The organism is Streptomyces sp. NBC_00829 (assembly GCF_045161795.1).
GTDB lineage: Bacteria > Actinomycetota > Actinomycetes > Streptomycetales > Streptomycetaceae > Streptomyces.
Genome location: NZ_CP108867.1, coordinates 4,439,447 through 4,462,824, shown reverse-complemented (window position 1 = coordinate 4,462,824; position 23,378 = coordinate 4,439,447). Strand labels below are relative to the sequence as shown.

The 23,378-nt window shown below is 72.5% G+C and carries 23 protein-coding genes; 11 read left to right on the top strand and 12 right to left on the bottom strand.

The window, feature by feature from the left end:
• Positions 1–247: 247 nt before the first annotated feature.
• Positions 248–1,174 (top strand): hypothetical protein, encoded by a 927-nt coding sequence (locus OG293_RS19680; RefSeq protein WP_406000086.1) that lies wholly within the window; start codon positions 248–250, stop codon positions 1,172–1,174.
• A 165-nt stretch (positions 1,175–1,339) separates the two neighbouring features.
• Here OG293_RS19680 and tgmC read toward each other — a convergent pair whose 3' ends face one another.
• From tgmC to OG293_RS19645, 7 genes are all read right to left on the bottom strand, one after another.
• Positions 1,340–2,461, bottom strand: a complete 1,122-nt coding sequence (gene tgmC, locus OG293_RS19675) for an ATP-grasp peptide maturase system methyltransferase (protein ID WP_406000085.1) — start codon at positions 2,459–2,461, stop codon at positions 1,340–1,342.
• Positions 2,454–3,410, bottom strand: a complete 957-nt coding sequence (gene tgmB, locus OG293_RS19670) for an ATP-grasp ribosomal peptide maturase (protein WP_406000084.1) — start codon at positions 3,408–3,410, stop codon at positions 2,454–2,456. Before tgmB ends, tgmC begins: the two co-directional genes overlap by 8 nt.
• 10 nt (positions 3,411–3,420) lie before the next feature.
• Positions 3,421–3,693, bottom strand: coding sequence for a putative ATP-grasp-modified RiPP (gene tgmA / locus OG293_RS19665; RefSeq protein WP_406000083.1), 273 nt, complete (start codon positions 3,691–3,693; stop codon positions 3,421–3,423).
• A 137-nt stretch (positions 3,694–3,830) separates the two neighbouring features.
• A complete protein-coding gene (locus OG293_RS19660; RefSeq protein WP_406000082.1) occupies positions 3,831–3,956 on the bottom strand; it encodes a hypothetical protein in 126 nt (41 codons plus the stop codon).
• Positions 3,953–4,240: a hypothetical protein gene (locus OG293_RS19655; protein WP_406000081.1), complete on the bottom strand. Its 288-nt coding sequence runs from the start codon at positions 4,238–4,240 to the stop codon at positions 3,953–3,955. Before OG293_RS19655 ends, OG293_RS19660 begins: the two co-directional genes overlap by 4 nt.
• Positions 4,241–4,474: 234 nt before the next feature.
• Positions 4,475–4,963: a hypothetical protein gene (locus OG293_RS19650; protein WP_406000080.1), complete on the bottom strand. Its 489-nt coding sequence runs from the start codon at positions 4,961–4,963 to the stop codon at positions 4,475–4,477.
• A gap of 94 nt (positions 4,964–5,057) precedes the next feature.
• Positions 5,058–6,269: a helix-turn-helix domain-containing protein gene (locus OG293_RS19645; protein WP_406003644.1), complete on the bottom strand. Its 1,212-nt coding sequence runs from the start codon at positions 6,267–6,269 to the stop codon at positions 5,058–5,060.
• A gap of 167 nt (positions 6,270–6,436) precedes the next feature.
• On the opposite strand from OG293_RS19645, the gene OG293_RS19640 reads away from it, so the two are divergent.
• Positions 6,437–6,592 carry a hypothetical protein gene (locus OG293_RS19640; protein WP_406000079.1) on the top strand — a complete coding sequence of 52 codons (156 nt, stop codon included), beginning with the start codon at positions 6,437–6,439 and terminating at the stop codon, positions 6,590–6,592.
• Positions 6,593–6,652: 60 nt separating this feature from the next.
• On the opposite strand, the gene OG293_RS19635 is transcribed toward OG293_RS19640, so the two are convergent.
• Together OG293_RS19635 and OG293_RS19630 are read right to left on the bottom strand one after the other, a co-directional pair.
• Positions 6,653–9,802 (bottom strand): sacsin N-terminal ATP-binding-like domain-containing protein, encoded by a 3,150-nt coding sequence (locus OG293_RS19635; protein ID WP_406000078.1) that lies wholly within the window; start codon positions 9,800–9,802, stop codon positions 6,653–6,655.
• Positions 9,803–10,108: 306 nt separating this feature from the next.
• Positions 10,109–11,035, bottom strand: coding sequence for a DUF3027 domain-containing protein (locus OG293_RS19630; protein WP_406000077.1), 927 nt, complete (start codon positions 11,033–11,035; stop codon positions 10,109–10,111).
• Positions 11,036–11,336: 301 nt separating this feature from the next.
• On the opposite strand from OG293_RS19630, the gene OG293_RS19625 reads away from it, so the two are divergent.
• The 4 genes from OG293_RS19625 to OG293_RS19610 all read left to right on the top strand — a co-directional run bounded on the left by OG293_RS19625 (position 11,337) and on the right by OG293_RS19610 (position 15,021).
• Positions 11,337–12,686, top strand: coding sequence for an MFS transporter (locus OG293_RS19625; protein ID WP_406000076.1), 1,350 nt, complete (start codon positions 11,337–11,339; stop codon positions 12,684–12,686).
• A gap of 317 nt (positions 12,687–13,003) precedes the next feature.
• Positions 13,004–13,483 carry a DUF2771 domain-containing protein gene (locus tag OG293_RS19620; RefSeq protein WP_406000075.1) on the top strand — a complete coding sequence of 160 codons (480 nt, stop codon included), beginning with the start codon at positions 13,004–13,006 and terminating at the stop codon, positions 13,481–13,483.
• Between the two features lie 40 nt (positions 13,484–13,523).
• Entirely contained in the window at positions 13,524–14,183 is a 660-nt protein-coding gene (locus tag OG293_RS19615) for a futalosine hydrolase (RefSeq protein WP_406000074.1), read from the top strand.
• Positions 14,176–15,021 (top strand): 1,4-dihydroxy-6-naphthoate synthase, encoded by an 846-nt coding sequence (locus OG293_RS19610; protein ID WP_406000073.1) that lies wholly within the window; start codon positions 14,176–14,178, stop codon positions 15,019–15,021. Before OG293_RS19615 ends, OG293_RS19610 begins: the two co-directional genes overlap by 8 nt.
• A 109-nt stretch (positions 15,022–15,130) precedes the next feature.
• Here the strand turns inward: OG293_RS19610 and OG293_RS19605 are convergent, their stop codons facing one another.
• Positions 15,131–15,514 (bottom strand): cold-shock protein, encoded by a 384-nt coding sequence (locus tag OG293_RS19605; protein ID WP_406000072.1) that lies wholly within the window; start codon positions 15,512–15,514, stop codon positions 15,131–15,133.
• A gap of 192 nt (positions 15,515–15,706) precedes the next feature.
• Here OG293_RS19605 and OG293_RS19600 point away from each other — a divergent pair, with 192 nt between their 5' ends.
• The gene (locus OG293_RS19600; RefSeq protein ID WP_406000071.1) at positions 15,707–15,943 is read left to right on the top strand and encodes a hypothetical protein; all 237 of its coding nucleotides are present in this window, start codon (positions 15,707–15,709) and stop codon (positions 15,941–15,943) included.
• Here the strand turns inward: OG293_RS19600 and OG293_RS19595 are convergent.
• Positions 15,940–16,578 carry an HAD family hydrolase gene (locus OG293_RS19595; protein ID WP_406000070.1) on the bottom strand — a complete coding sequence of 213 codons (639 nt, stop codon included), beginning with the start codon at positions 16,576–16,578 and terminating at the stop codon, positions 15,940–15,942. The genes OG293_RS19600 and OG293_RS19595 overlap by 4 nt on opposite strands.
• Positions 16,579–16,644: 66 nt before the next feature.
• On the opposite strand from OG293_RS19595, the gene OG293_RS19590 reads away from it, so the two are divergent.
• Genes OG293_RS19590 through OG293_RS19580 form a run of 3 tightly spaced genes read left to right on the top strand, consistent with a single transcriptional unit; the run spans position 16,645 to position 19,615 of the window.
• Positions 16,645–17,652, top strand: coding sequence for a FecCD family ABC transporter permease (locus OG293_RS19590; protein WP_406000069.1), 1,008 nt, complete (start codon positions 16,645–16,647; stop codon positions 17,650–17,652).
• Positions 17,649–18,719 (top strand): FecCD family ABC transporter permease, encoded by a 1,071-nt coding sequence (locus OG293_RS19585; protein ID WP_406000068.1) that lies wholly within the window; start codon positions 17,649–17,651, stop codon positions 18,717–18,719. The genes OG293_RS19590 and OG293_RS19585 overlap by 4 nt, the downstream gene beginning before the upstream one ends.
• Complete coding sequence (locus OG293_RS19580) at positions 18,716–19,615, top strand: ABC transporter ATP-binding protein (protein ID WP_406000067.1); 900 nt, start codon at positions 18,716–18,718, stop codon at positions 19,613–19,615. The genes OG293_RS19585 and OG293_RS19580 overlap by 4 nt, the downstream gene beginning before the upstream one ends.
• On the opposite strand, the gene OG293_RS19575 is transcribed toward OG293_RS19580, so the two are convergent.
• On the bottom strand, positions 19,585–20,592 hold the full coding sequence (locus OG293_RS19575; protein ID WP_406000066.1) for a hypothetical protein: 1,008 nt from the start codon (positions 20,590–20,592) through the stop codon (positions 19,585–19,587). The two genes, OG293_RS19580 and OG293_RS19575, sit on opposite strands and share 31 nt — an antisense overlap.
• 92 nt (positions 20,593–20,684) lie before the next feature.
• Between OG293_RS19575 and OG293_RS19570 the strand changes: the two genes are divergently transcribed.
• Positions 20,685–23,375, top strand: coding sequence for a helicase C-terminal domain-containing protein (locus OG293_RS19570; protein WP_406000065.1), 2,691 nt, complete (start codon positions 20,685–20,687; stop codon positions 23,373–23,375).
• Positions 23,376–23,378: the final 3 nt, after the last annotated feature.

Sequence of the window (23,378 nt, the reverse complement as noted above, 5' to 3'; positions counted from 1 at the left end):
CTCTCCCCGGCCCGCCGGAGCCTCGCCCGCGAGGGGGCGGTGGGCCACGAAGTCCCTCAAAGAACCTGGGGAAAAGAACCACCTGCCCACCCTCCCCTCCCCGCATCACCCGGACGGGTGACTGGCTTGCGGAGGCGGGAAGTTGGCGGTTACGTTCCCCGCAACAACCGAAGACATATGACGGCCCCCGGCCGGGACGGCAATCCCGATCGAGGGCCTCACCAAGCAGGAAGTAAGAGGCTTCCCGATGGCTGAACGGCAGTCTAACGCGCCCCTGCGCGCCCCCGCCGGAACTCCGACCTCCGGCGTGATCCACGTCCGCACCCGGCTCACCGCCGACTTCACCGTGATCGCCAACGCCTTGGCACAGCGCCGCGGAAGCGCGGTCACCGTCGGCGTCGCGGCCTACATCCTGTCGCTGCCGGACGGCGCACCCGTACGCATCGACGCACTCTGCGCACACTTCACCGAGGGCGAGATCCTCATCTCCCGCGCCCTTCGGGAACTGGAGGCGGACGGCTATCTGGAGCGGCGCCGCGAGCGCGGTCCCGGGGGCGTGCTCCGTACCCGCACGTTCTTCCACGACGTTCCGCGTGGCGGGGAACCCGAGCCTCCGGAGCCGCCTTCGCCACCCCGTCCCCGCAGGTCCGAGCCATCGCCTCCCCGTCCCCGCAGGTCCGAGCCATCGCCTCCCCGTCCCCGCAGGTCCGAGCCGTCGCCTCCACCACCCGCACCCGCACCCGAGCCCCAGCCCCAGCCCCAGCCCCAGCCGGACCCGACCCCCGCCCCCGCTGCCGCCGCCGGTGAACCGGACCCCCGCGCGAGAGTGATCCTGGCCTCGCTGCGCATCGTCGACCGCCGACTGATCCTGTCCCTGCGCGAGGTCGATCAGCTCGCCCCGGCCGTCGCCCAGTGGCTCGCCCACGGCTTCAGCCCCGAGGACATCACCACCCACCTCACCGAACGCCTGCCTGTCCCACTGCGGGCCCGCCCGGCCCGCATTCTCGCCTACCGCCTCCGCGAACTGCCCCCGCCCCTTCCCGCCCAGGCCGCCGCACCCTCGGCCCTGCCCTGGCAGACCTGCGACGGCTGCGAACGCGCCTTCCGCTCAGCCGAGCCCGGCCGCTGCCGCGGCTGTCCACCCGCCCACGGCGCACTGGAGGCGGCATGCTGAGCCCGCCGTGTGCCGCCGCGCGAAATCGGGAAAGCTGGTTGTGCCACGCTGGGGCTGTCGGTGCCAAGAAGAGGTGCGCCGCCCCCGAGTACATGAGAAAGCCCCGCCCGTCCGCCACGGGGGAACGACGGACAGACGGGGCAGCGTAGGGGCGTCAGCTCGTCGCTACGCCCAGGTGAGGCGTTGCCCGTCAGGGCCGACGTGCAGCCGCATGCGATCGGCCGACGGTCGCCCGTCCGCCTGCCACCGCGTGACGCGTTCGGAGATCTGATCCCACAGGCGCGCCGCGCCGCCCTGCCGGACCATCCATCGCGCGCCGTCCCGGAAGACGACCGCCCACGATTCGGCGTCCACGTCGATCACGACGTGTTCGGTCCGGCCGTCCCGTTCGAGCGTGAGGCGCTGCGCGCGGGGCGCGGCGAACTGCGCGACGAACCGGGCCGTCCAGTCGTCGAGCACATCCGCGCCGAATTCCGTGGGCACGGCGTCGCCCTCGCTGAGATTCGGCAGCATCCCGAACGGGGGCGGAAGGTGCGGGCGAGCCAGCATGAACGAGACCTGCCCGCCGAGAACCGGACCGCTGGCCGTGCCGTTGTCATCGACCGTCAGCCGTACGAGTTCGGATGCGTGCATCCATCCGCCGACCGTGACCAGGACCTCACCGCCGGGCCGAGTCTGCGCGAGCCAGTCGGCAGGCACGGTGTGCACGCCGCATGTCACGATCACCCGGTCATACGGGCCACTCTCCTTGCAGCCCGCCAGGCCGTCACCCACCACGCGAGCAGGCCAGTAACCGGCGCCCGCGAGCGCCATTCCTGCGCGGGCGGACACCTCCGCGTCGACCTCGACGGTGGTCACGCTGTCCTCGCCAACGACATGGCAAAGCAGCGCGGTTGAGTAGCCCGTACCCGTGCCGATCTCCAGGACGCGCGTCCCTTCGGTCACCCGCAGTTCTTCGAGCATCCGCACGACCAGGCTCGGCAGAGTGGACGACGACGAGGGGGCCGCCGCAATGCGCCCCTCGACCTGATCGGGGAACACGCCCCCGGCCACCTCTGTCACGAGCGTGTCGTCTTCGTAGACCCGAGCAAGACCGACCGCAGAGTCACCGGACGCGGGCCGGTACCACCCGCCGTCTTCGTACTCAAACCAACCGCGCGCGAGGAACGCCTCGCGGGGCACGGACAACACGGCCGCTTCCCATTCGGGGCCGCGCAATGCGCCAGCCTTGGTCAGGTGCCGCGCGAGGTCGGCGCGTAGGTGTTCCGAGGACAGCGGTTCAGTCATGGTGGCTCGCTCCGTTCTCCAACAGGTCTGCGATTGCACTTGTGATCGGCAGCCCGGCCGCGTCTTCGAGCCACGCCCATTGGCCGTTGGGGTTGCACTCCAGAAACCACCATGCGCCGTCGCCGGTCACGGCAAAGTCGAAGGCACCGAAGATCAGCCCGAAGTCGGCGAGAAACCGCACCAGAGCGCCGCGTATCACGTCCGGGCAGGCCACCGGCTCGTAGGTGAGGCTCTGATACTCCGCTCGCCAGTCGACGACTCCGGACGGTGCCACGATGAGGGCGCTGAACACCCGCTCGCCGACTACGACTGCGCGCACGTCCGCCACCTTGGGCACCTGAGCTTGGAACAGGTGCGCGCTGTGGCCTACCGCGCCGTCGATCTCGCCCGCCGCGACCGGCGCGGCCCAGATTCCGGCAGCCTCGCCCTCGACGTCGTACGCCCCGGCGTGCAAGGGCTTGTAGATGGTCGGCCGCTCTGCGCAGAACGCCTTGGCCTCCATCGGGTCGTTCGTGATCAGGGTGGCGGGGACCGTGAGCCCAACCCGTGTCGCCGCATCCAACTGCGCGGGCTTGTACTCCGCCCGCGCGATGGCCAGCGGGTGGCTCAGGTAGAGACAACCCGGGAGCGCGCCCAGCACGCCACCCAGGCCGCGCCGGTTCTCCTGCGCGGCGAACCGAGCGGACTGCTCGCCGCTGTCCGGGTAGACGTTCGGGCGACGGTGGTACAGGGCGCGCACGGCGGATAAGTCGGCCGTACGGTCCCCGACCGTGAGCCGCCCGCCCCATCCGTGCGCCTCGGTACGTGCGGCGAGCACCGCCGGGGAGGGAAAGTCCCGTCCGGGATCGAACCGGAGGACGGGCACCCGGCGCCGGTTCAGTTCCGCGATGACCAGATCAGCGGTTGCGTCTTCATCCTGCGTGCAGACCAGCACCGGGCGTCCGTCCATGGCGCTACCCCTAGTCCTGCGTGGCGTCGTGGCCGGAGTCAGCGTCCATCTTGCCGTCCTTGCCGACCTGCGTGGGCGGGTAGGTGTTCACGCTCGTACCGTGCTTGCCGAGTTCAGTCGGCATCATCGCTCCGTCCTCCCCAACCCATCGGCCGGTCTGCGTGGCCGGATCGACGCCCGCATAACGCCACGACGAGGGGGAACCGTTGCGCAGCGGAGCCATGCGACGCATGCCCCATGGGGCGTGCGTGATCGTCTCCATACCTGCGGTGCTTGTCTGCAAGTCTCCTCCTTGATCGATTCGTACGGTGACTGTTGTGCAGGACCCGCCCCGGCAAGCGCTCGACCTGTCCAAGGGTTGCGGGCAGAAGATCCGACCGGGGCGGGAGTCTTCGGGCGGTTGGCACTGGCGGTGCAGCCTCACGGAGGCTGATGGGACAAGGCCACGACGATCACGGCCAGCAGGCCGCCAACGCTGCTGACCACGAGCACCCCGCCCCAGAACGCGCCGTCGGTCGTGACCTTCCAGCCGCGTAACCGACTCACGACACGTGCACCCGTGCGACGCGGGCCGGTTCCAGCCCGAGCGGAACACCGTCCGGGGGCTGCATGACCGCGTAATCCGCGAAGTTTCGTCGGTACCGCGTATGCCGGGTCTCCTGCGTGTGCCTGCGCTGCCACTCCTCGACCTCCGCCGGGTCGTGCTGCACACCGGACTCAGCGCCACACTCGAACTCGTCCCCCGCGACGCAACGCGCCTCGTACTCCGGCTCTGCCGTCGCGTCCTGCACGATCGAGAAGGGCACGTATCGGAACGTCCGCCGGGTCATCCGCGGTGCTCCCGCCGCTGGTGCTGACGCATCAACACGTTGGCGTCGGTCTCCTTGCTGCCGTCGAACTCAGCCCGCGCGGCCTTACGTCGCCTTGCGAAGTCGGCGCACGTCGTACAATCCGGGACGGGAACGGGCGGACGGCTCGTGTCGTAACCCGGCGCGCTCACAACTTCCGCCCGGCGTAGTCGTTGGCGGCCTTCGGCTCCATTCGCGCCGCCCGCCGAGACGCCGTCAGCATCGCTCGGTGCCGTGCTCGCCACTCGCCGACTCCTTGACGTGCAGAAAACCGCCGGCCTTCTCGATCTCGCGTACGACCTGGTCGTATTCCAGCGGTACAGGCGAGATCATCGAGCGCCACGCCGTGAGAACCGCACCAGCTTCGCCGCCCTTGATTCGGTCGACAGCCTGACGAAGCCCGTCGCGCCCCTCCGGGGGCAGCAACCCCGCGTGGTCCTCGATCACACCTGCGATCTCCCACCCGAACGCCTCTGCGTACTCGGTGCACTCCTTGCGGGGCATCCCGATGTTCGCGTTGGGGGCACCACACAGGTAGATCACGCAACGGAACCGCTCGATCTTCGCGGCCTCGGCCGGTACGTCCGCCTCGGTCGGCGAGATGCCCGCCGCCGCGTCCGCAAGTGCCCGACGCCGTCTCAGGTCGCCCTCGGTTCGACGGATCGTCGTTGGCCCCTGACTCTGTCCGCTCTCGATGCTGACCATGCATCAATCGTGTCCGGTTGATCACGGATGGTGAAGTGACGGGGCGTAGGACCGGGCAAGGTCGCGCGGCCCCAACTCATACGCTCCGTAGGACTTATGCGATCAGGGCCACGCCGATTAGCTCGCTGATGTTCCGCACACGTGCCGTCGAAACCTTCGCAAGACGCTTCCCGATGACGCCGGGCAACGCCTGATGCCTGACCCACTCCGGGGCATCGAGACCCACCTCGATCAGCGTGTCTCCGGCCTGGTCGTAGAGACCGGCCGCGCATTGCGCGAGGGCAACGTCGAGCTTGTAGCGATTGCGCGCCACCTTCGACATGCTCTTGGGGAGCTTCTTCATGTCTGGCTGGTTAGCGAGCTTGAGCGCGCGCCCGTAGTTCTTCAACGCAACATGGATTCCAACTGCCTCTGTTTTTGCCGCCGTTGGGCCAAAGCTGGTCCCGTACAGCCGCTCGTCTCGGCCGAGCCTCGCCGCAGCGGCGTGCGCCTGCGAAATGTAGTCGTCGGCCGCGCTCTCATCCTCGCGTCTCGACGCTGCGACAGCCGCTGAGACCATCAGGCGCCCGTACGCGAGCAGCTCGGGGCGTGCTGCCTTACTGAACGATGGCTCAATCGCCAGTGCCGCCCGCTCCGCCACAGCCACCGCGCGGGGCGTCTTGGCTCCGCGTAGGTAGATCCACGAGAGCGTGGATTCGAGTAGCGCCGTCATCACCGGGTCGTCGGCTTCCTTGGCAAGGAGTTTGGCGGAGGTGAGCGCGCTCAATGCGAGGTCGCGTTGTCCGAAGCCGTTGGCACACGATGCGGCGACCCTGTACGTACTTGCCAGCACCAAGGCCAGTTGCTCACGCTCGGCCCCCGTGGCGCTGGCGTATCGAACCTGTCCTTCCATGAGGACCTTCGAGGCGAGGTTACTCACCTTCGCCGTATCGCTCGCCCAGTAGGCGGACCAAGCGAGGTCGCGCGCCCTGGTCAGTTCGTCGAGCGTGCTCGGGTCGTCGATGCCATCCCACTCTCCGAGCGCACTCTCATGCACGGAATCGGACAGGTGGCGCAGCGCGGCGCGGTCGTCGCGGTTCATGCCCTGGCGTGGCGCCTGCTGTCCCAGGATCACCGCCACGTCACTCTTGAGAGCGCTAGCGAGCTTGAGCAGCGAGCCGACAGACAGCTCGCCACGATCCTGCTCGGCTTTCTGCACCAGGGCGAGCGAGACGCCCGCAGCATCGGCGAGCCCCTGCTGAGTCAGATCGGAGCCCCGTAGGTGCTTGATGCGCTTACCGTTCGTAAGGTCGGCCCAGTTGCTCACGATCACCTCGGTGGGTTTGCTCAGGCTCGGTGGCTGTACTCCGATGGTAGGTCCCGCCACCGATGCGCCCAGGGCGAACGGAGCACCCTGAATGCTCGGCCCACTCGGCCCAACCCTCACAGGGAACGTTCCCGCCTCGTGCCGAACCACACGGGAATGCCTAGGGGTTGACGACAAGGGTTAGCAACAACCAGCAGCTCCGCAGCATCGAGATGGCCGAACGCCTCGATGCACACCGGAGCGCGATGTACCGGGCCGTCCAGAAGGGCGGCCCCGCCGCGTATGCCGTACGGCAGGACCGCATCGAGCGCACCTGGCCCTGACGGCGGGGTGGACGACTGCTTCACGCCCGGTGCGCACTCGGCGGCGAAGGTCGCCATCCGTCAGTCGAACCAGCGGTCCCGCGCGAGTTCCTCCGTGCGTGAGGGGTCCTCCAGCAGCGCCGCCACCTCGAAACGGCGAGGCCACTGGCCCGTCGACCACGCCAGGCCGGCCGCCACGCCCTCCACCGTGGAGGCGTGGAGCACGCCGTCCGGGGTGCGGCGCCAGGAGAGTTCGGTGGCGCCCGCGACCAGTTCCTCGTGCTCCACATAGGTCGCCGGCGTCGACGGTCCCAGCAGGACATGGACCGACTCCGGGACCTCGTGCTCCTCGCCCGACGTCGTGACCTGGGCCTCGATCGTCTCGCTCAGACGCGGGACCTGGAACAGCTCGGCGAGTTCGACCGCCCGCCCGGGAGCCACCGGCAGCAGTGCGACACCGGAGGCCAGTGGGAGAAGGTCCGGCGCGTCCGCGACCACCGCGTCCGCCGCGTCCACGACGACGACCTCGCCGTCCACGACCGCCCGCAGCTCGTCGGGGAGTGTGACCTGCTCCGGGTCGAGGTCGGCCAGCGCCGTGTACAGGGCGTGCAGCTGAGCCGCGCGCACCGGGCGGTCCGGTTCCGCGAGACGGCCGATGAGTTCGGCCGCGCCGCCCGGCTCGTCGAGCAGGGCGGCGACCGAGGTGCGGACGCCCAGCGCCCGCAGTACCTCGGCGTCCTCGAAGCCCGTCGTGTCGGTCGATTCGTACAGCCCCTCCAGCAGCGGATCCCCGTGCTCCGCCCGCAGGCCCGCCGGACGGCGTCCGTTGAGGACCGGATGGTCCCGCAGCCACCACGCCGTGTACGGACGGACCGTCTCCGTCGTACCGTCCGGCAGCAGGATCCGTACGGACTGGGTGAGCGCGTCCCGCAGCGGCGGCTGCGCCAGCAGCGCCAGCGCCTGCGGCCAGCAGTCGTCGTCCACCAGGTCCAGGTCGCGGACCGCGACGAGTTCCGTGGCGACCGGCGGCACCGGCGTGTCCGGCAGCCGGTCGAGGACGTCCTCGCACCACACGTCGACCGCGTCGAGGAGGCCCGCGTCGTCGGGCTCGGTGAAGTCCCCTTCGCGGGGCTCCAGTTCATCGGGGTCCAGGACGACATCCGTGGCCCGTACGAGCGCGAAGCCGGCCAGCACGCCGCAGGCGGCGAGCGGCTGCTCGCCCCAGCGCTCGGCCAGCTCCCCGTCGCACAGCGCCAGCTCGTCCTCGCGCATCACGGACGCGAAGGGGCTGCCCGGCAGCACCAGTTCACCGGCGGGCGCGAGCTCACCGTCCTCGTCGGGCAGCGCGAGCGCGCCCAGCCACGGTTCGTCGCCGGGCTCCAGGTCCGCGTCCCGCACGAGAGCCAGCACGGTCTCCGCGAGCTCGTCCGCGTCCAGGGCGGCGCCGTCCCCGACTCCGTCGTACCAGACCTCCCCGACGTCCAGGGATCCGGCGACCGCCGTCCGCACCTGCGGTGTCGTCAGCACGGCACGCGGCGTCGCGGGCAGCGCACCCAGCTTCTCCAGGAGCGGATGCACGGCGTCCGGGTGGACGACCTTCAGCCCCAGCCGGGCCAGCCGCGGCGGCGTCTCCGCCAGCGGCAGCAGCGTCTGGCGGGGCCCGATCGTCGTACGGCCGTCGGCGAGCGGGACGGGAAGCCCCGACAGCCGGTCCGGGTCGACGCCCGCGAGGCTGTCGTACAGCCGCTGCCACCAGCCGGGCTCACGTTCCAGGCCGGCCAGCCGGTCGACCGCCTCGGTCAGCGGGACCCGGGCCACGCCGAGTGTCCGCAGCTCGACCCGCCGCTCAAGGCCCGCGGGCAGCAGACTCGGCAGCACCTCGGCCAGCACACGTACGGTCTCCGCGCCCGCGCCCTCCAGGACCTCCGCCTCGATGGGCCGCAGCCCGGCGGAGACCTCGCGGTCCGGAAGCCCGGTGTCCTCGCCCGAGACTTCGCGCGGTGCCGCGGCCTCCAGGAAGGCGGTACGGGGCAGCAGCTCAAGGATCGCCGCCCGCAGCCTGCCGTCCAGCTCGCCCTTGCCGAGCGGGCCCGGCACCAGGTCGATCGTGCCGACGGTCACCGGCTGCCAGTCGCCGAGCAGTTCGGCGTACGCATCCGCCGCCTTGCGCACCAGGAAGTCGGTGAGCGGTCCGGGCGCCGGGTGCCGGCGGGTGGTGTCCAGCGGCAGCGAGGCGATGAGCAGCGCGGGCACGCCGAGAGGTTCGTCGGTGGGGGTCGGCGCGTGCACCACGGGGGCGGTGCGCGGCCGGTCGGGCGCGCCCTCTTCGTCCACGGGCACGGCCCAGGTGACGGTCCAGTACGGCCGCAGCCGCTCCTCGACCGGCCGGTCGGCGAGCAGCGCGGGCTCGATGGCGCCGCCGTGGCTGATCACGCGCCAGCGCCGGTCGCCCTGTGCGCTGTCCTCGACATGGACATAACCCCCGTGCACGGAGCGCCGCAACTGCCGTACGCCGTCCGGGGTTTCGATGACGATCTCGGCGAGTCCGGACAGCGTGAGCAGCAGCGCGTCGTCGATTCCGGCGAGCAGCCGCTCGACCAGGTCGACCGCGGCGCCGTCCCGCAGCGGCAGGACGACCACGGTGTCGTAGCCCTCGGGTGCCGTCCCCTCGGCGGGCAGCGGCAGCCGCAGCAGCGGTACGTGACCGTCGCGGCGGCGCAGTTCGTCGCCGAGGCCGGGGCTCCCCTGTGCAGCCTGCTCGGACAGTCCTCTGGCCTCCGCCAGGGACCAGCGGACACCGCCGTGCCGTCCGAGAACCGCGGGCTCGTCGCTCACGGCGAGGACGGAGGCGAAGCCGACGCCGAAGCGGCCGACCGCGGACTCGTGGCCCTCGCGCTTGGCCGAGGCGCGCAGGGTGCTCAGGGACTCGACGCCGGTCGCGTCCAGGGGCGCGCCGGTGTTCGCGGCGGCGAGGACCGCCTGCCGGCCGCCCGTGCCCGGCCGCAGGGTCAGCCGGAGCCGTCCCGGCACGTGGGCGCGGGCCGCGGCGTCGGCGGCGTTCTGGGCGAGTTCGATGACGAGGCGGTCGCGGTAGCCGCCGAGCGCGAGGTCCTCCTCGGCGTTGGCGTCCTCCCGGAAGCGGGCGGGACTGGCCCCCCACGCGTCGAGCACCCCGCGCCGCAACCGCGCCGTCCCGAACGGGTCGGCCCACTCGGTCGTCCTGACGCCCACGCTGTGACTCCGCTCTCTCCGGTAACCCGCGTATGTGTCTGTGCGGCCGAAGGTACATCGGTGGGGGCGGTCGTGGTGAACGCGGGCGGACTCCGTCGCGGGCCTGCGGGTCTCGGACGACGGGAGGGCCCGCATCGGCCCGGCCGGGGACGATCGGCCGCAGCGCGGCACAGGCATGACGGGCCAGACCGTGCCGAACCCTCCGAAGGGGTGCCGAACCGCCCGACCCGGTCCGGTCGGGCATATGACCCGTCGCCGGGCAGGCCCGAGATCGCGGCCCGTCCGGCGATCGGAGACAGCGAGAACCTACGAGTGACCGAGGTCCTCGGACTCGCCGTCCGGTTCCCCGCTGACCGAGCCGCCGTCGCGGGCGGGGCGCAGCGGGAACGCGTCCGCGCCCATCGTGTCGTGCACCGGCGGCGCAGGCGTCGGCGGCTTCGGCATCACGGCCGCCTCCGAGTGCCCGCCACAGCCGTACGCCAGGGAGACGACCCGGCCGTCCGCGGGCGAGAACTCGTTCGCGCACACGCCGAAGGCCTGCCGCAGCGAGCCCGTGAGCGGAACCAGGAAGGCACAGGTCACGCACGTCGCCGGGGCTGCCTGGGCCATCGCGGTCTTCGCACCGAACGACTCGTCCCAGCGGTCCGCCGCAATGTGCAGCCCGTACCGCGAGAGCACCCTGGCCCGGCGCATGCCGAGTTCCTCGGCCACCGCCGCGATCGAACCGCGGGACGGGGAGAGCTGCAGGGACGAGGGCGAGCCCGCGGTGACCTCCGCGTCCTCCGCCTCGACCAGTTCGGCCATCTCCTCCGACACCGCCGAGTTCGGCGGCGGCGCGTCCTCGCCGGAGAACCCGGGCTCCAGCCGCAGATCGTCGGCCTCGGTGGGCAGCAGATCGCCGGGGCCCATGTCGCCCGGCCGCAGCCGTTCGCTCCACGGCACCCACTCGGGGGCCAGCAGCGCGTCGGGGCCGGGCAGCAGCACGGTCTCGTCCAGGGTGACGACCTTGGCCCGGGAGGCCCGGGCGACGGTCACCGCCCAGCGCCAGCCCCGGTAGCCGATCTCCTTGGACTCGAAGAAGTGCGTGACGACGCGATCTCCCTCCGAGACGAGGGACACATGCTCGCCGACCACCCCCGGGGCCGCGGCCTCCTCGGCCGCCGCCCGGGCGAGGTCTACCGCCTCGGCGCACAGACGGTCAGGGGTACGGCTTCGCGTCGTCGCAGCACTCACAGGTCTCGCTTCTCTCCTACGCCGTCTCACGGGTGCGCCGGCCGAGTCGCGAGGTACGGGGCGCAGGCGGAGCGGACCAGGGGGCCGCATCAACGTCCGCGCCCGGACCTTCCTGTCTCGGGCACACCTACCGTCATCCATTCTGCGGGATGCCGGAGAGGCGCGCGGCCGAGAACAACCGCCGGTGGCGCGCTACGCACGCTACCCCCTCTGCCGCCCGCCGCCCACATGCCTGCCCCAACAAGGGGCAACAACACCGCATCACGGTTCGCCTCGGCAGGGGTTGGGGCACTATGACGGGGTGGCAGCCGCGAGGTCGTCCGAGGGAGCCGGGCAGCTCAGAAGAGCGGGCCGGTCTTTCGGTCGTGCCCTGCATCTGCCCTTCACGGGCACGGCCCGGGGGATCCGCAAGGCGACGCACGCCCATGGCGCGGGCGAGTCGGGCCTCGGCAAACTGATCGAGCTGCACGCCGTGAACGGCGCGGGTGACGTCATGATCACGGTTGCCCTCGCGTCAACGGTCTTCTTCTCCGTGCCGACGGACGAGGCTCGCGGCCGTGTCGCCCTCTACCTCGCCGTCACGATGGCTCCCTTCATCCTGCTGGCACCCGTCATCGGGCCTCTTCTCGACCGGATCCCGCACGGCCGCAGGGCGGCCATGGCGGGCGCGATGCTGACCCGGGCCGTGCTGGCACTGACCATGTCGGGCGCGGTGGAGACGGGCGGCCTGGAACTGTATCCGGCCGCGCTGGGCGTGCTGGTCGCCTCGAAGGCGTACGGCGTGGTGCGCAGCGCGGTCGTGCCGCGGCTGCTGCCGCACGGCTTCTCGCTGGTCAAGGCGAACTCCCGGGTGACGCTCGCGGGGCTGCTGGCGACGGGCATCGCGGCGCCGATCGGGGTGGGGCTGCAGAAGATCGGCCCCCAGTGGCCGCTGTACGGGGCGTGTGCGCTGTTCCTGCTCGGCGCGTACTGGGCGTTCACGATGCCGCACAAGGTCGACTCCGCGAAGGGCGAGCGCAAGGCGCACATGCTCACCCACGGGGAGCAGAAGCCCAGTCTGCGGACGGTCGGTCCGGCCGTGCTGCACGGCCTCCAGGCCAACGCGGCCTTCCGGGCGCTGTCCGGCTTCCTGATCTTCTTCCTGGCGTTCCTGCTGCGGGAGCATCCGCTGGCGGGGGAGAGCGCGGCGGTCTCGCTGGCGATCGTGGGCATCGCGGCCGGGGTGGGCAATGCGCTGGGGACGACGGTCGGCGCGTGGCTGAAGGACCGCGGCCCGGAGAGGATCATCGCCACGGTGGAGTTCGTGGTGCTGGCCGCGGCGATCACCGCGGCGGTGTTCTTCGGCGCGGGCATGGTGGCGGTGCTGACCGCGTCGGCGGGTCTGTGCCAGGCACTGGCGAAGCTGTCGCTGGACGCGCTGATCCAGCGGGACGTGCCCGAGCAGGTCCGCACCTCGGCGTTCGCGCGGTCCGAGACGCTCCTCCAGATGGCCTGGGTGGCGGGCGGCGCGATCGGCATCGCGCTGCCGCTGAACGGGACGCTCGGCATGTCGGTGGCGGCGGGAATCGTCGGTCTCGGCGTCCTGACGTCGGTCCGCGGCCTGCTGGTCGCAGCTCGCCGGGGCAGCCGTCCGCGCCCCCGGGTGGCGTAGCGGTGGTGCGGGTCCGGCGGCGGCGTACGGTCCCGTCCGCGGCCCCCTCGGGGCGGTGGGTGCCCACGCCCCCTCCCAGAACCGCTCGGACCCATCCGCGGCGTCTCTGCGGCACGTTCACGACCGTCCACGGCCCCTCCGGTGGCGTGGGCGCCCCGGCCCCTCCCGGGCTGCGTGAGCTTGTCCGAGGCCCCGTGCGCCGGGACGCTCCGGGCGTCCTCGGACGGCGTCGGGCCCGCTTCGCGGATCGAGGACACACCCGAAGGCCGCGCACCCCCCGCGGCGGCGGGCGCCGCGCGCCCGATAGCCTTCGGGCCATGACCGTTGCGTTCTTCTCGGGCAAGCGCCGCCGGGCCGCTGCCGCTCTCGGTGCCGTCTCCGCCGGGCTCCTCGTCCTTTCCGCCTGCGACAAGCCGACCCCGCTCGCGACCGTGACGGTCGGGACGGACTCGGTCCACACCGAGGCGGCCTGCTACAACGACGGCGAGCCGATCAAGGAATCGCTGCTTCAGGGCTGTCTGACCAAGAAGCCCGCGAAGACCATCAAGGTCGCTCTCGACGACAAGGTCCGCATCGGCGTCGACCCGGAGATCGCGGACAACGGCTGGACGCTCCTCTTCGGTGGCCAGCCCGTCGAGCAGGAGCCGTACAAGAAGGCGTACCGGACCATCCCGGGCAACGCCTTCTTCTCCTCGCAGACCGGTGAGCCGACCAACAGCACCGCCGTGTCCATTCTGGAGACCAAGGGCAAGAGGGTCATCGGGATCTGGCACTTCAAGTTCGAGAAGGAGTCCTGACCGGACTCCCGACCGGGCTCCTGACCGGGAGGTCCCTGCTGTGCGCGTACTGGTGGTGACCGCGGTGGCCGCGGAGGCGGACGCCGTCGCCGCGGGGCTCGCCGCATCCGGACGCCCCGGCGCCGTGGACGTGATCGCCGCCGGTGTCGGCCCCGCAGCCGCCGCAGCGGCCACCGCGACCGCGCTCGCGACCTCCTCCTCGCCGTACGACCTCGTCGTCTCCGCCGGTATCGGCGGCGGCTTCGCGGCCCACGCGCCGCTCGGCACGATCGTCGTCGCGGACGCGATCGTCGCCGCCGACCTCGGCGCCGAGACCCCCGACGGCTTTGTGGCCGTCGACAGCCTCGGCTTCGGCCGTAGTGTCCATCTCCCGCCGGCCGGACTCTCCGCGCGTGCCGCGAAGTCCCTCGACGCCGTACACGCCCCGGTCCTCACGGTCTCGACGGTGACCGGAACGGCCGCCCGCGCCGCGGAACTGGCCGCACGTCATCCCCGTGCCGCGGCCGAGGCCATGGAGGGCTTCGGGGTGGCGGAGGCCGCCACGGCCCGCTCCCTGCCGGTTCTGGAGATCCGCGCGATCTCCAACCCCGTCGGCCCCCGCGACCGCGCGGCCTGGCGCATCGGTGAGGCACTGGACGCGCTCCGGGGCGCCTTCCGGCAGCTCGCCCCCGTCCTCAAGGAGGAGCCGACCCATGAGTGACGCCCTGCGGGTCGCCTACTCGCCGTGCCCGAACGACACGTTCGTCTTCGACGCCTGGGCGCACGGCCGCGTTCCCGGCGCGCCCGCCGTCGATGTGACGTTCGCGGACATCGACATCACCAACGGCATGGCGGAGCGCGGCGAGTTCGACGTGCTGAAGGTGTCGTACGCGGTGCTGCCCTGGGTCCTGGACGAGTACACGCTGCTGCCCTGTGGTGGTGCGCTCGGCCGCGGCTGCGGCCCCCTGGTGCTGACCCGCGAGGCGGGCACCGACCTCACCGGCAGGACGGTGGCGGTCCCGGGCGAGCGCTCGACGGCCTATCTGCTGTTCCGCCTGTGGACGGCGGACGTCGTCCCCGAGGGCGTCGGCGAGGTGGTCGTGATGCCGTTCCACGAGATCATGCCCGCGGTACGGGACGGCAAGGTGGACGCCGGACTGGTCATCCACGAGGCGCGGTTCACCTACCAGAACTACGGGCTGCACGCTCTGGCCGACATGGGCGAGCACTGGGAGTCGACGACGGGGCTGCCGATCCCGCTCGGCGCGATCATCGCGAAGCGGTCGCTGGGCGAGGCGACGCTGAAACTGCTGGCCGAATCCATCCGTACCTCGGTGCGGGCCGCGTGGGACGACCCGGACGCGTCCCGGCCGTACGTCCTGGAGCACGCCCAGGAAATGGACCCGGCCGTCGCCGACCAGCACATCGGCCTCTATGTCAACGAGTTCACGCACAACCTCGGCGAGGACGGCTACGCGGCGGTCCGCGGCCTTCTGACCCGCGCGGCGGCAGAAGGCCTGGTCCCACCGCTGGCCCCGGACGCGCTGTCCTTCGCCTGACTCTCCGCCCGCCCCTTCACGACGCAGGCGGGCCGGAGCCGGTACAGGTCATGTACTGGCTCCGGCCCGCGCGTTCCGCCGGTCCTGGCCCTGGTCCGGGCCGGACGTCTCAGACGTCCAGCTGGTCGGCCACCGCCCGCAGCAGGCCCGCGATCTTCTTGCCGTGGACCTTGTCGGGGTAACGGCCGCGCTCAAGCATCGGGGTGATGTTCTCCAGCAGGGTCGTCAGGTCCTGCACGATGGACGCCAGTTCGTCGGGCTTGCGCCGCTGTGCCGCCGCCACGGACGGGGCCGGGTCGAGAACGGTCACCGAAAGCGCCTGGTCACCGCGTTGGCCTGCCACGACGCCGAATTCGACGCGCTGGCCGGGCTTGAGCGAGTCGACCCCTGTGGGGAGCACCGACGAGTGGACGAAGACGTCGCCGCCGTCGTCGCGGGAGAGAAAGCCGAAGCCCTTCTCGCTGTTGAACCACTTGACCTTGCCGGTAGGCACGTCTGTCCTCGTCCTCGTACTCGTTGGGGCGCTGGGGCACCGGAAGCTGGGCACCAACCTGGGCACCGAAAAACGGCTCTGGATAGCACTACAGCGGGTCGCCTGACCCGCCACCCCCAAGGCTAATGGTCCAGGGGCTGGTGACAAGACGTCGCCGAACGGTTCCTCCGCGCAGGGAACTACCCTGGCCGGATGACTGCTACTCCTCCCGCGCCGGGTGACGGACTGGTGCGCGTCGGCGCGATCGTCTTCATCGTCGGCGCCGTGGCCACACTGGTCACCGTGGCCCCGCTGTTCCTGGGCACCGAACCGTTCCCGTCCGTCGCGTACGCCGTGTGCATGCTGATGGGCGTCGGCTTCCTGATCGCCGCCGCGGGCGTCCTGCGTTCGATCGCCGCTCAGCGCCGACAGGCCAAATCAGCACTCTAGTTCTGGATGTAGGCCTCGCCGAACGAACGCAGCCAGGCCGGGAACGCGGTCAGGTCGTCGATGATCACATCGGCGCCGGCCGCCCGCAGCTCCGCCGCGTCGCACGGTCCCGTCGGCACGGCGACCGACAGAGCGTCGGCCGTGTGTGCGCCCCGTACGTCCCCGGTGTGGTCGCCGACGTACACACGGGCGCCGTGCTCGCGCAGCGCCCCCGCCTTGGCCTCCGCCCACAGCCAGCCGATGACCGCGTCCGGGGTGATCCCGAGATGCGTGAGATGCAGCCTGGCGTTCGGCTCGTGCTTGGCGGTGACGACGATCGCGCGTCCGCCCAGCTCCTGGACGGCGGCGACGGCCTCCCGGGCGCCGGGCAGGGCGGGGGTCGGCTCGATGGCGTGAGCCGGGTATATCTCGCGGTACCGGTCGCTCACCTCCTCGATGCGCTCCTTCGGGAACCAGTGCGCGATCTCCAGCTCCAGGGGCGGCCCGAGCCTGGTCACGACGAGATCGGCGTCGATCCAGACGCCCGTCTCGGCGGACAGCGCGCGGAAGGCCGCATGGATGCCGGGGCGGGAGTCGATCAGGGTCATGTCGAGGTCGAAGCCGACGGTGAGCGGGTGCGTAGCCATAGGGGCCATTGTGCCCATCCGGACGGTCCGGGCCCGCCCTTAGACTGAGGCCTCTCGTCCTTCCGATTGGTCTCCATGTCAGCCAGACGCGCGCTCGCGGTCCGCCGCATCGGCTGGACCGCGACTGCCGTCGTGGCCCTGCTGCTCGCGGTCCTGCTCAGCCTTGCCGTCGGGGCGCGCGCCATCGCGCCGTCCGCCGTCCTCGACGCCCTGCTGCACGGCGGAGAGGGCGACGCCGACGTCGTACGGCAGCTGCGGGTGCCGCGCACGGTCATCGGCCTCACGGTCGGGGCCGCGCTCGCCCTCGCCGGCACCGTCCTCCAGGGCATCACCCGCAACCCCATCGCCGACCCGGGAATCCTCGGCATCAGCCAGGGCGCCTCGGTGGGCGTGGTGCTCGCGATCGCGTTCGCGGGAGTCCACACCCTCAGCGGGTACGTGTGGTTCGCCTTCGCGGGAGCGGCCCTCGCGTCCGTGGCGGTGTACGCGATCGCGTCGAGCGGACGCGGCGGCGCGACCCCGGTGAAACTGGCGCTCGGCGGCGCGGCGATCAACGCGCTGCTGGTGTCCGTGACAATGGCGGTGCTGACGACGAAGGCGGCGGCCCTCGACGAGTTCCGCTTCTGGCAGGTCGGCTCGGTGGCCGGACGCGACGCCGAGGTCGTCGGCCAGATCTGGCCCTTCCTGCTGGTGGGCGTGGTGCTCGTGGTGTCCGTCGCCCGGGGCCTGGACGCACTGGCACTCGGCGAGGACGTGGCGAAGGGCCTGGGCCGGCGGGTCGCGACGGTACGGATCGTGGGCGGGCTCGGAGCGACGGTGCTGACCGGCGCCGGGGTCGCGGCGGCGGGCCCGATCGCCTTCATCGGCCTCGCGGTTCCGCACATCGCCCGCGCGATCGTGGGCGGCGACCACCGCTGGGTGCTGCCGATGGCGGCACTCATCGGCCCGGTGATGCTGCTGGTGTCCGATGTGATCGGCCGGGTGGTCTTCCCGCCGGGCGAGATCCCGGCGGGGGTGATGACGGCGCTCATCGGAGTGCCGTTCCTGGTCACACTGGTGCGGCGCAAGGCGGTCCCGGCATGAGCACCACCGCCGTGAGGCCCGTCGGGTACTCCCTCGTCCGGGCCGGGCGCGGCACCTTCCTGGTGCACCGGCGCGCCGCCGCCGTCGCCTGCGGGCTCACCCTCGTCCTCACCGCCGTGTGCGTCGCGTATCTCTGCGTCGGGGAAAGCTTCGTGGCCCCCGGCGAGGTCATCAAGGTGCTCGTCGGGCAGCCGTCGCGGGACGAGCTCGTCGTCGGCACGCTGCGGCTGCCCCGCATGGTCACCGGGCTCCTCGTCGGCGCCGCCTTCGGCGTCGCGGGCGCGCTCATCCAGACCGTCGCCCGCAACCCGCTGGCCAGCCCCGACATCATCGGGATCAGTCAGGGCGCGAGCGCGGTCACGGTCGGGGCGATGACGTTCGGGGTCACCTCGTACACGGTGCTGCCGTACCTCTCCGTCGCCGGAGGCATCACCGCCGCGGCGCTCGTGTACGTCTTCGCCTGGCGCGGCGGGCTCCACGCCACCCGCTTCGTTCTGATCGGCATCGGCTTCGCGATCGCGCTCCGGTCGGTCACCACGCTCTTCATGACCAAGGGCGACTATCTCGTCGCCCAGCAGGCCCAGATCTGGATGACCGGCTCGCTCAACGGCCGCGGCTGGGAGGAGGCCGCGCCGCTCGGCTGGACGCTGCTCGTCCTGGTGCCGGCCATGCTGTGGGCCGCCCGCGCCCAGCGGACCGTGAGCACGGACGACGACACGGCGACCGCGCTCGGCGTCCGTCTGGGGCGCGTACGGCTCGGGCTCGTCCTGCTCGGCGTGGTCCTCGCGGCCGTGGCGACCGGCGCGGCCGGACCCGTCGACTTCGTGGCGCTCCTCGCCCCCCAGATCGCCCGCAGGACGGCCCGCACCGCGCAGATCCCGCTCCTGTGCTCGGCCCTGATGGGCGCGGTGATCGTCGTCCTGGCCGATCTGCTGGCGCGCAAGCTCCTCTCGCCCACCGAACTGCCGGTGGGCGTGCTGACGGCGGCCGTCGGCGCCCCGTATCTGATCCGGCTCCTCGTGAGAAGTCACAGCGTGCGCGGCCGTACCGCAGGAGGCAAGGCATGAGCAGGCTCACCGCTCGCGGGCTGACGCTCGCCTACGAGGACCGTACGGTCGTCCACGAGCTCGATCTGGCCGTCCCCGACGGCCGGGTGACGGTGATCGTCGGCCCGAACGCCTGCGGCAAGTCGACGACGCTGCGCGCGCTGGGCCGGCTGCTGAGGCCCCGGGGCGGAGCCGTGCTGCTGGACGGGCAGGAGCTCGCGAGGATCCCCACCAAGAAGATCGCCCAGACGGTCGGCCTGCTGCCGCAGTCACCCGTCCCGCCCGAGGCGATCACCGTCGCCGACCTGGTCTCCCGCGGCCGTCAGCCCCACCAGGCGTGGTGGAGGCAGTGGTCGGACGAGGACGAGCGGGCCGTCACCGACGCGATGGAGCGCACCGACGTGACCGCGCTGGCCGACCGTCCGGTGGACGAACTGTCCGGCGGGCAGCGGCAGCGCGTGTGGATCGCGATGGCGCTCGCGCAGGAGACGGACCTGCTGCTGCTCGACGAACCGACGACCTATCTCGACATCGCCCACCAGGTGGAGGTGCTCGACCTGCTGCGCCGGCTCAACCACGAGCGCGGGCGCACGGTCGTGGCCGTGCTCCACGACCTCAACCAGGCCGCCCGGTACGCCGACCATCTGGTCGCCATGAAGTCGGGCCGGATCGTCGCCGAGGGCAGGCCGGGGGAAATCGTCACGGCGGATCTCGTACGGGAGGTCTTCGGCCTGGACTCGGTGGTGATCCCGGACCCCGTGACGGGTTCGCCGCTGGTGGTGCCCGGCACTCCCTACGCGCCCGCACCCGCCCCCCGCGTCGCGGGCGACGACCTGACCGCCGGCGCCGGTGCATCCGGCGCCGACGCCGTCGCAGAGGGGGCCGCTCACCGCCTCCGCGCCCGCCGCACCAGATAGAGCGCGGAGGCGAGCGCCGCCCCCTTCAGCACCCACGGCCAGGTCCCGGCGAGCGCCTCGCGCATCCCTCCCTGCGGGATGGGCTCGCCCCAGCGCCCGTTGACCCTGCCCCACAGCCAGACGAGACCGCCCGCGACAACCGCCCCCGGCAGCCCCACGACCGCCCATTTCGCCTCGGCGCGCGACAGCCTGCGGGAGGCGTAGGCGAGGAGCCAGCCCGCGCCGAGTGCGAGCCAGGAGCCGAGCAGCGCGCCCGCGACCAGCAACGCGGCGGCGACCAGCAGGAACGGGTGGGCGAAGGCGGGCAGTTGGCCCTCCTCGGCAGCCACTTCCGTACGACGGCGGCGCAGCCGCGGCAGCCAACGGCGCGGCTGGGCCCCCTCGTCCGCCCACTCGCCCGTGTCCTTCGCGAACACCTCTTCGTCCGCCGCCGCGGCACGGGCCGCCAAGTCCTCCTTGGAGGGCGGCGGTTTCAGTATCTCGGGGATCTCCACACCACCGACGAACCCGGCCACGCTCTCGCCCGCGCCGAACGGCCCCGGCTCGACCCGCCACCAGTCCGGCTCGCTCCCCGAGGGGCCGAGTTCGTCCGTCCCCGCGAGGTGCGGCGGCGACGCCCCGGCCGACATCCCGGAGCCCTCGGGCTTCTCCGCCGCCGCGGACCGGCGCGGGCGCGGGACCCGACGGCGCGCACGCTGCTCCGGCACGGCTGCCGACGCGCCCCGGGGTGCCGGCCGCGGCGCGCCACCGTCGCCGGACGCGGCAGCCACCACCTCGTCCGGCGTACCGAGCCGCCCGAGAATACGGCGCACCGACGCGGGCGTGTCCGAACCGAACCCGGCCCGCTGCCGGTCGATCTCGCTCCGCAGCGCCGACACCAGCTGCATCCGGGTGCCGGACGGCAATTGCTGCTGCTGGGCCAGATCACCGACCCGGCTCAGATAGTCGTAGACGAGCTGGTCACTCTCGATCCCCACCGGCGTTCCCCTGACGTTCCCTGCCCGGCCGCCCTGTCGTCCGGGCCCGCCCTGTCCCCGACGGTAGCGCTCCAGGGACTAACGTGGTGCGGATGGGGACCATGCCCGAAGGAAGCAGTCCGGCCGGCCGGAGCGGACCGCGCACACTGGCCGAAGCCCTGCGCGGCCGTGACGACGGAGAGCTGGCCGCACTGCTGCGCGCCCGGCCCGATCTGCTGAACCCCGTGCCGAACGATCTGACGCAGCTCGCGACGCGGGCCGGGACACGCGGCTCCGTCGTACGGGCGCTGGAGCGGCTCGACCGGTTCACGCTGCAGTGCGCCGAAGCGCTGGCCGTGGCCCCCGACCCCGCCCCCCGCCCCGCGCTGCTCGCCCTGCTCACCGGCGACGAGGGCGACCCCGCCATCGAGGCGTCCCTGCCGCACGCGCTGGAGGCCCTGCGGGCGCAGGCCCTGGTCTGGGGCGGTGACGACCGGCTGCGGCTGGTGCGCACCGCCCGCGAACTCCTCGCGCCCTCCCCCACCCGTCCGTCCCCGACCGGCCTCGGGCCGAGCGTCACGGAGTCCACCGCCGGGATGTCACCGGGGCGGCTCCAGGAGATCCTGGCGGTGGCCGGGCTCCCCGCCACGCACGACCCGGTCTCCGCCGTCGCCTCACTGACGGCGCTGTTCACCGACCGGGCGCGGATGGCCGCGTTGCTGGACACCGCCCCGGCCGAGTCGCTGACGGTCCTGGACCGGCTGGTCTGGGGCCCTCCGTACGGGGAGGTGACCGCCAGCCCCGCCACACCCGTGCAGTGGCTCCGTGATCGCGGGCTGCTGCTGCCCGCGTCCCCGCGCACGGTCGTGCTGCCGCGCGAGGTCGCCCTGCATCTGCGCGGGGGCCGCGCGCACCGGACCCCTGAGCCCGTACCGCCAAAGATCGCCCCGGCCTCGACGACGTCGATGACGCAGGGCCGTCCACAGGTTGTGGACAGCACGGCCGCGGGTCAGGCGTACACCGCCCTCAGCACGATCGAGGATCTGCTGAAGGACTGGCACGAAGGCGGCCCCGCAGTGCTGCGGTCGGGCGGCCTGTCCGTACGCGACCTCAAGCGGACCGCCGCCGCACTGGACACGACCGAGGCGATGGCCGGGTTCTGGCTCGAACTCGCCTATGCGGCAGGCCTGCTGGCGTCGGACGGCGAGGCGGACGAGCGGTACGCGCCGACACCCGCGTACGACGAATGGCTGCTGCGTCCCGCGCCCGAGCGCTGGGCGTGGCTCGCCCTGGCCTGGCTGATCGCGACCCGCACGGCGGGCCTGATCGGCGGCCAGGACAGCAAGGGCCGTACGCTCTCCGCGCTCGGCCCGGATCTGGACCGCTCGGCGGCGGCCGAGGTCCGTCACCGGGTGCTGGAACTGCTGGCCACCCTCCCGGAGGGCACGGCCCCCGACCCGGAGACGGTACTGGCCCGCCTGCGCTGGGAACGGCCCTTGCGCGGGGGCGCGTCGGACCCCGACACGAACGCTGCGCGGTACGCCGCGGGGGGCGGCCCGGCGGATCTGCGCTCGCGCCTCGCGGCCTGGACGCTGACGGAAGCCGAGGTGCTGGGCATCACGGGCCGGGGCGCGCTGTCGGCGCACGCGCGGGCGCTGCTGGGCAAGACGGGCGCGGGTGCCGGGACGGGCTCGGGTGCCGGGACAGGCTCGGGTGCCGGGACAGGCTCGGGTGCCGGGACAGGCTCGGGTGCCGGGACAGGCTCGGCTCTCGGGACGGCTGCCCCGTATGCGACGGCCGGGCCGGGCGGGGCCGAAGCAGTCGCCGCCGCACCGGGCCGGACCGGTGCCGCCGCACAGGAGCGGGTCGCCCAAGCCGCCCGCGCCCTCGCCCCGTTGCTGCCCGAGCCACTCGACCACGTCCTCCTCCAGGCCGACCTCACGGCCGTCGCCCCCGGCCCCCTCCAGAGGCCACTCGCCGAGACCCTCGCCGTCCTCGCCGACGTCGAGTCCAAGGGCGGGGCGACCGTCTATCGCTTCACGCCCGCATCCGTACGCCGCGCGCTCGACGCGGGCAAGTCCGCGTCCGACCTGCACACCTTCCTCGCCACCCACTCCCGCACGCCCGTCCCGCAACCGCTCAGCTATCTCGTCGACGATGTCGCCCGCCGCCACGGCCATCTGCGTATCGGCGCCGCCTCCGCCTACGTACGCTGCGACGACGACGCGCTGCTCGGCGAGATCCTCGCCGACAAGCGGTCCCAGGGCCTGCGGCTGCGCCGCCTCGCCCCCACCGTCCTCGCGGCCCAGGTCGACCCGACGGCCCTCCTCGACGGCCTGCGGGCCATGGGCTACGCCCCGGCCGCCGAGTCCGCGGAGGGTGATGTGCTGATCACCCGCGCCCACGCCCGCCGCACACCGCCCCGCACACCGCCCGTCCCTGTCCCGGACGGTCCGCCCCTTCCCGACACGACCCTGCTCGGCGCGGCGGTGAAGGCGATCCGCGCGGGTGATCTGGCGGCCACGGTCGAACGCAGACCCGCCCCGGAACCCGCGAAGAACGGCGAACTCCCCCGCACCACATCCGCCGAGACCCTCGCCACGGTTCAGGCGGCGGCGATGACCGGCACGGCGATCTGGATCGGCTATGTGAACGCGGACGGCGCGGCCAGCCAGCGTGTGATCGCCCCGGTACGTGTGGAGGGCGGGTTCGTCACCGCGTACGACCACACGGCGGACGAGGTCCGCACCTATCCGCTGCACCGCATCACGGGCGTCGCCGAACTGGCGGACGACTCGGCCTGAGGC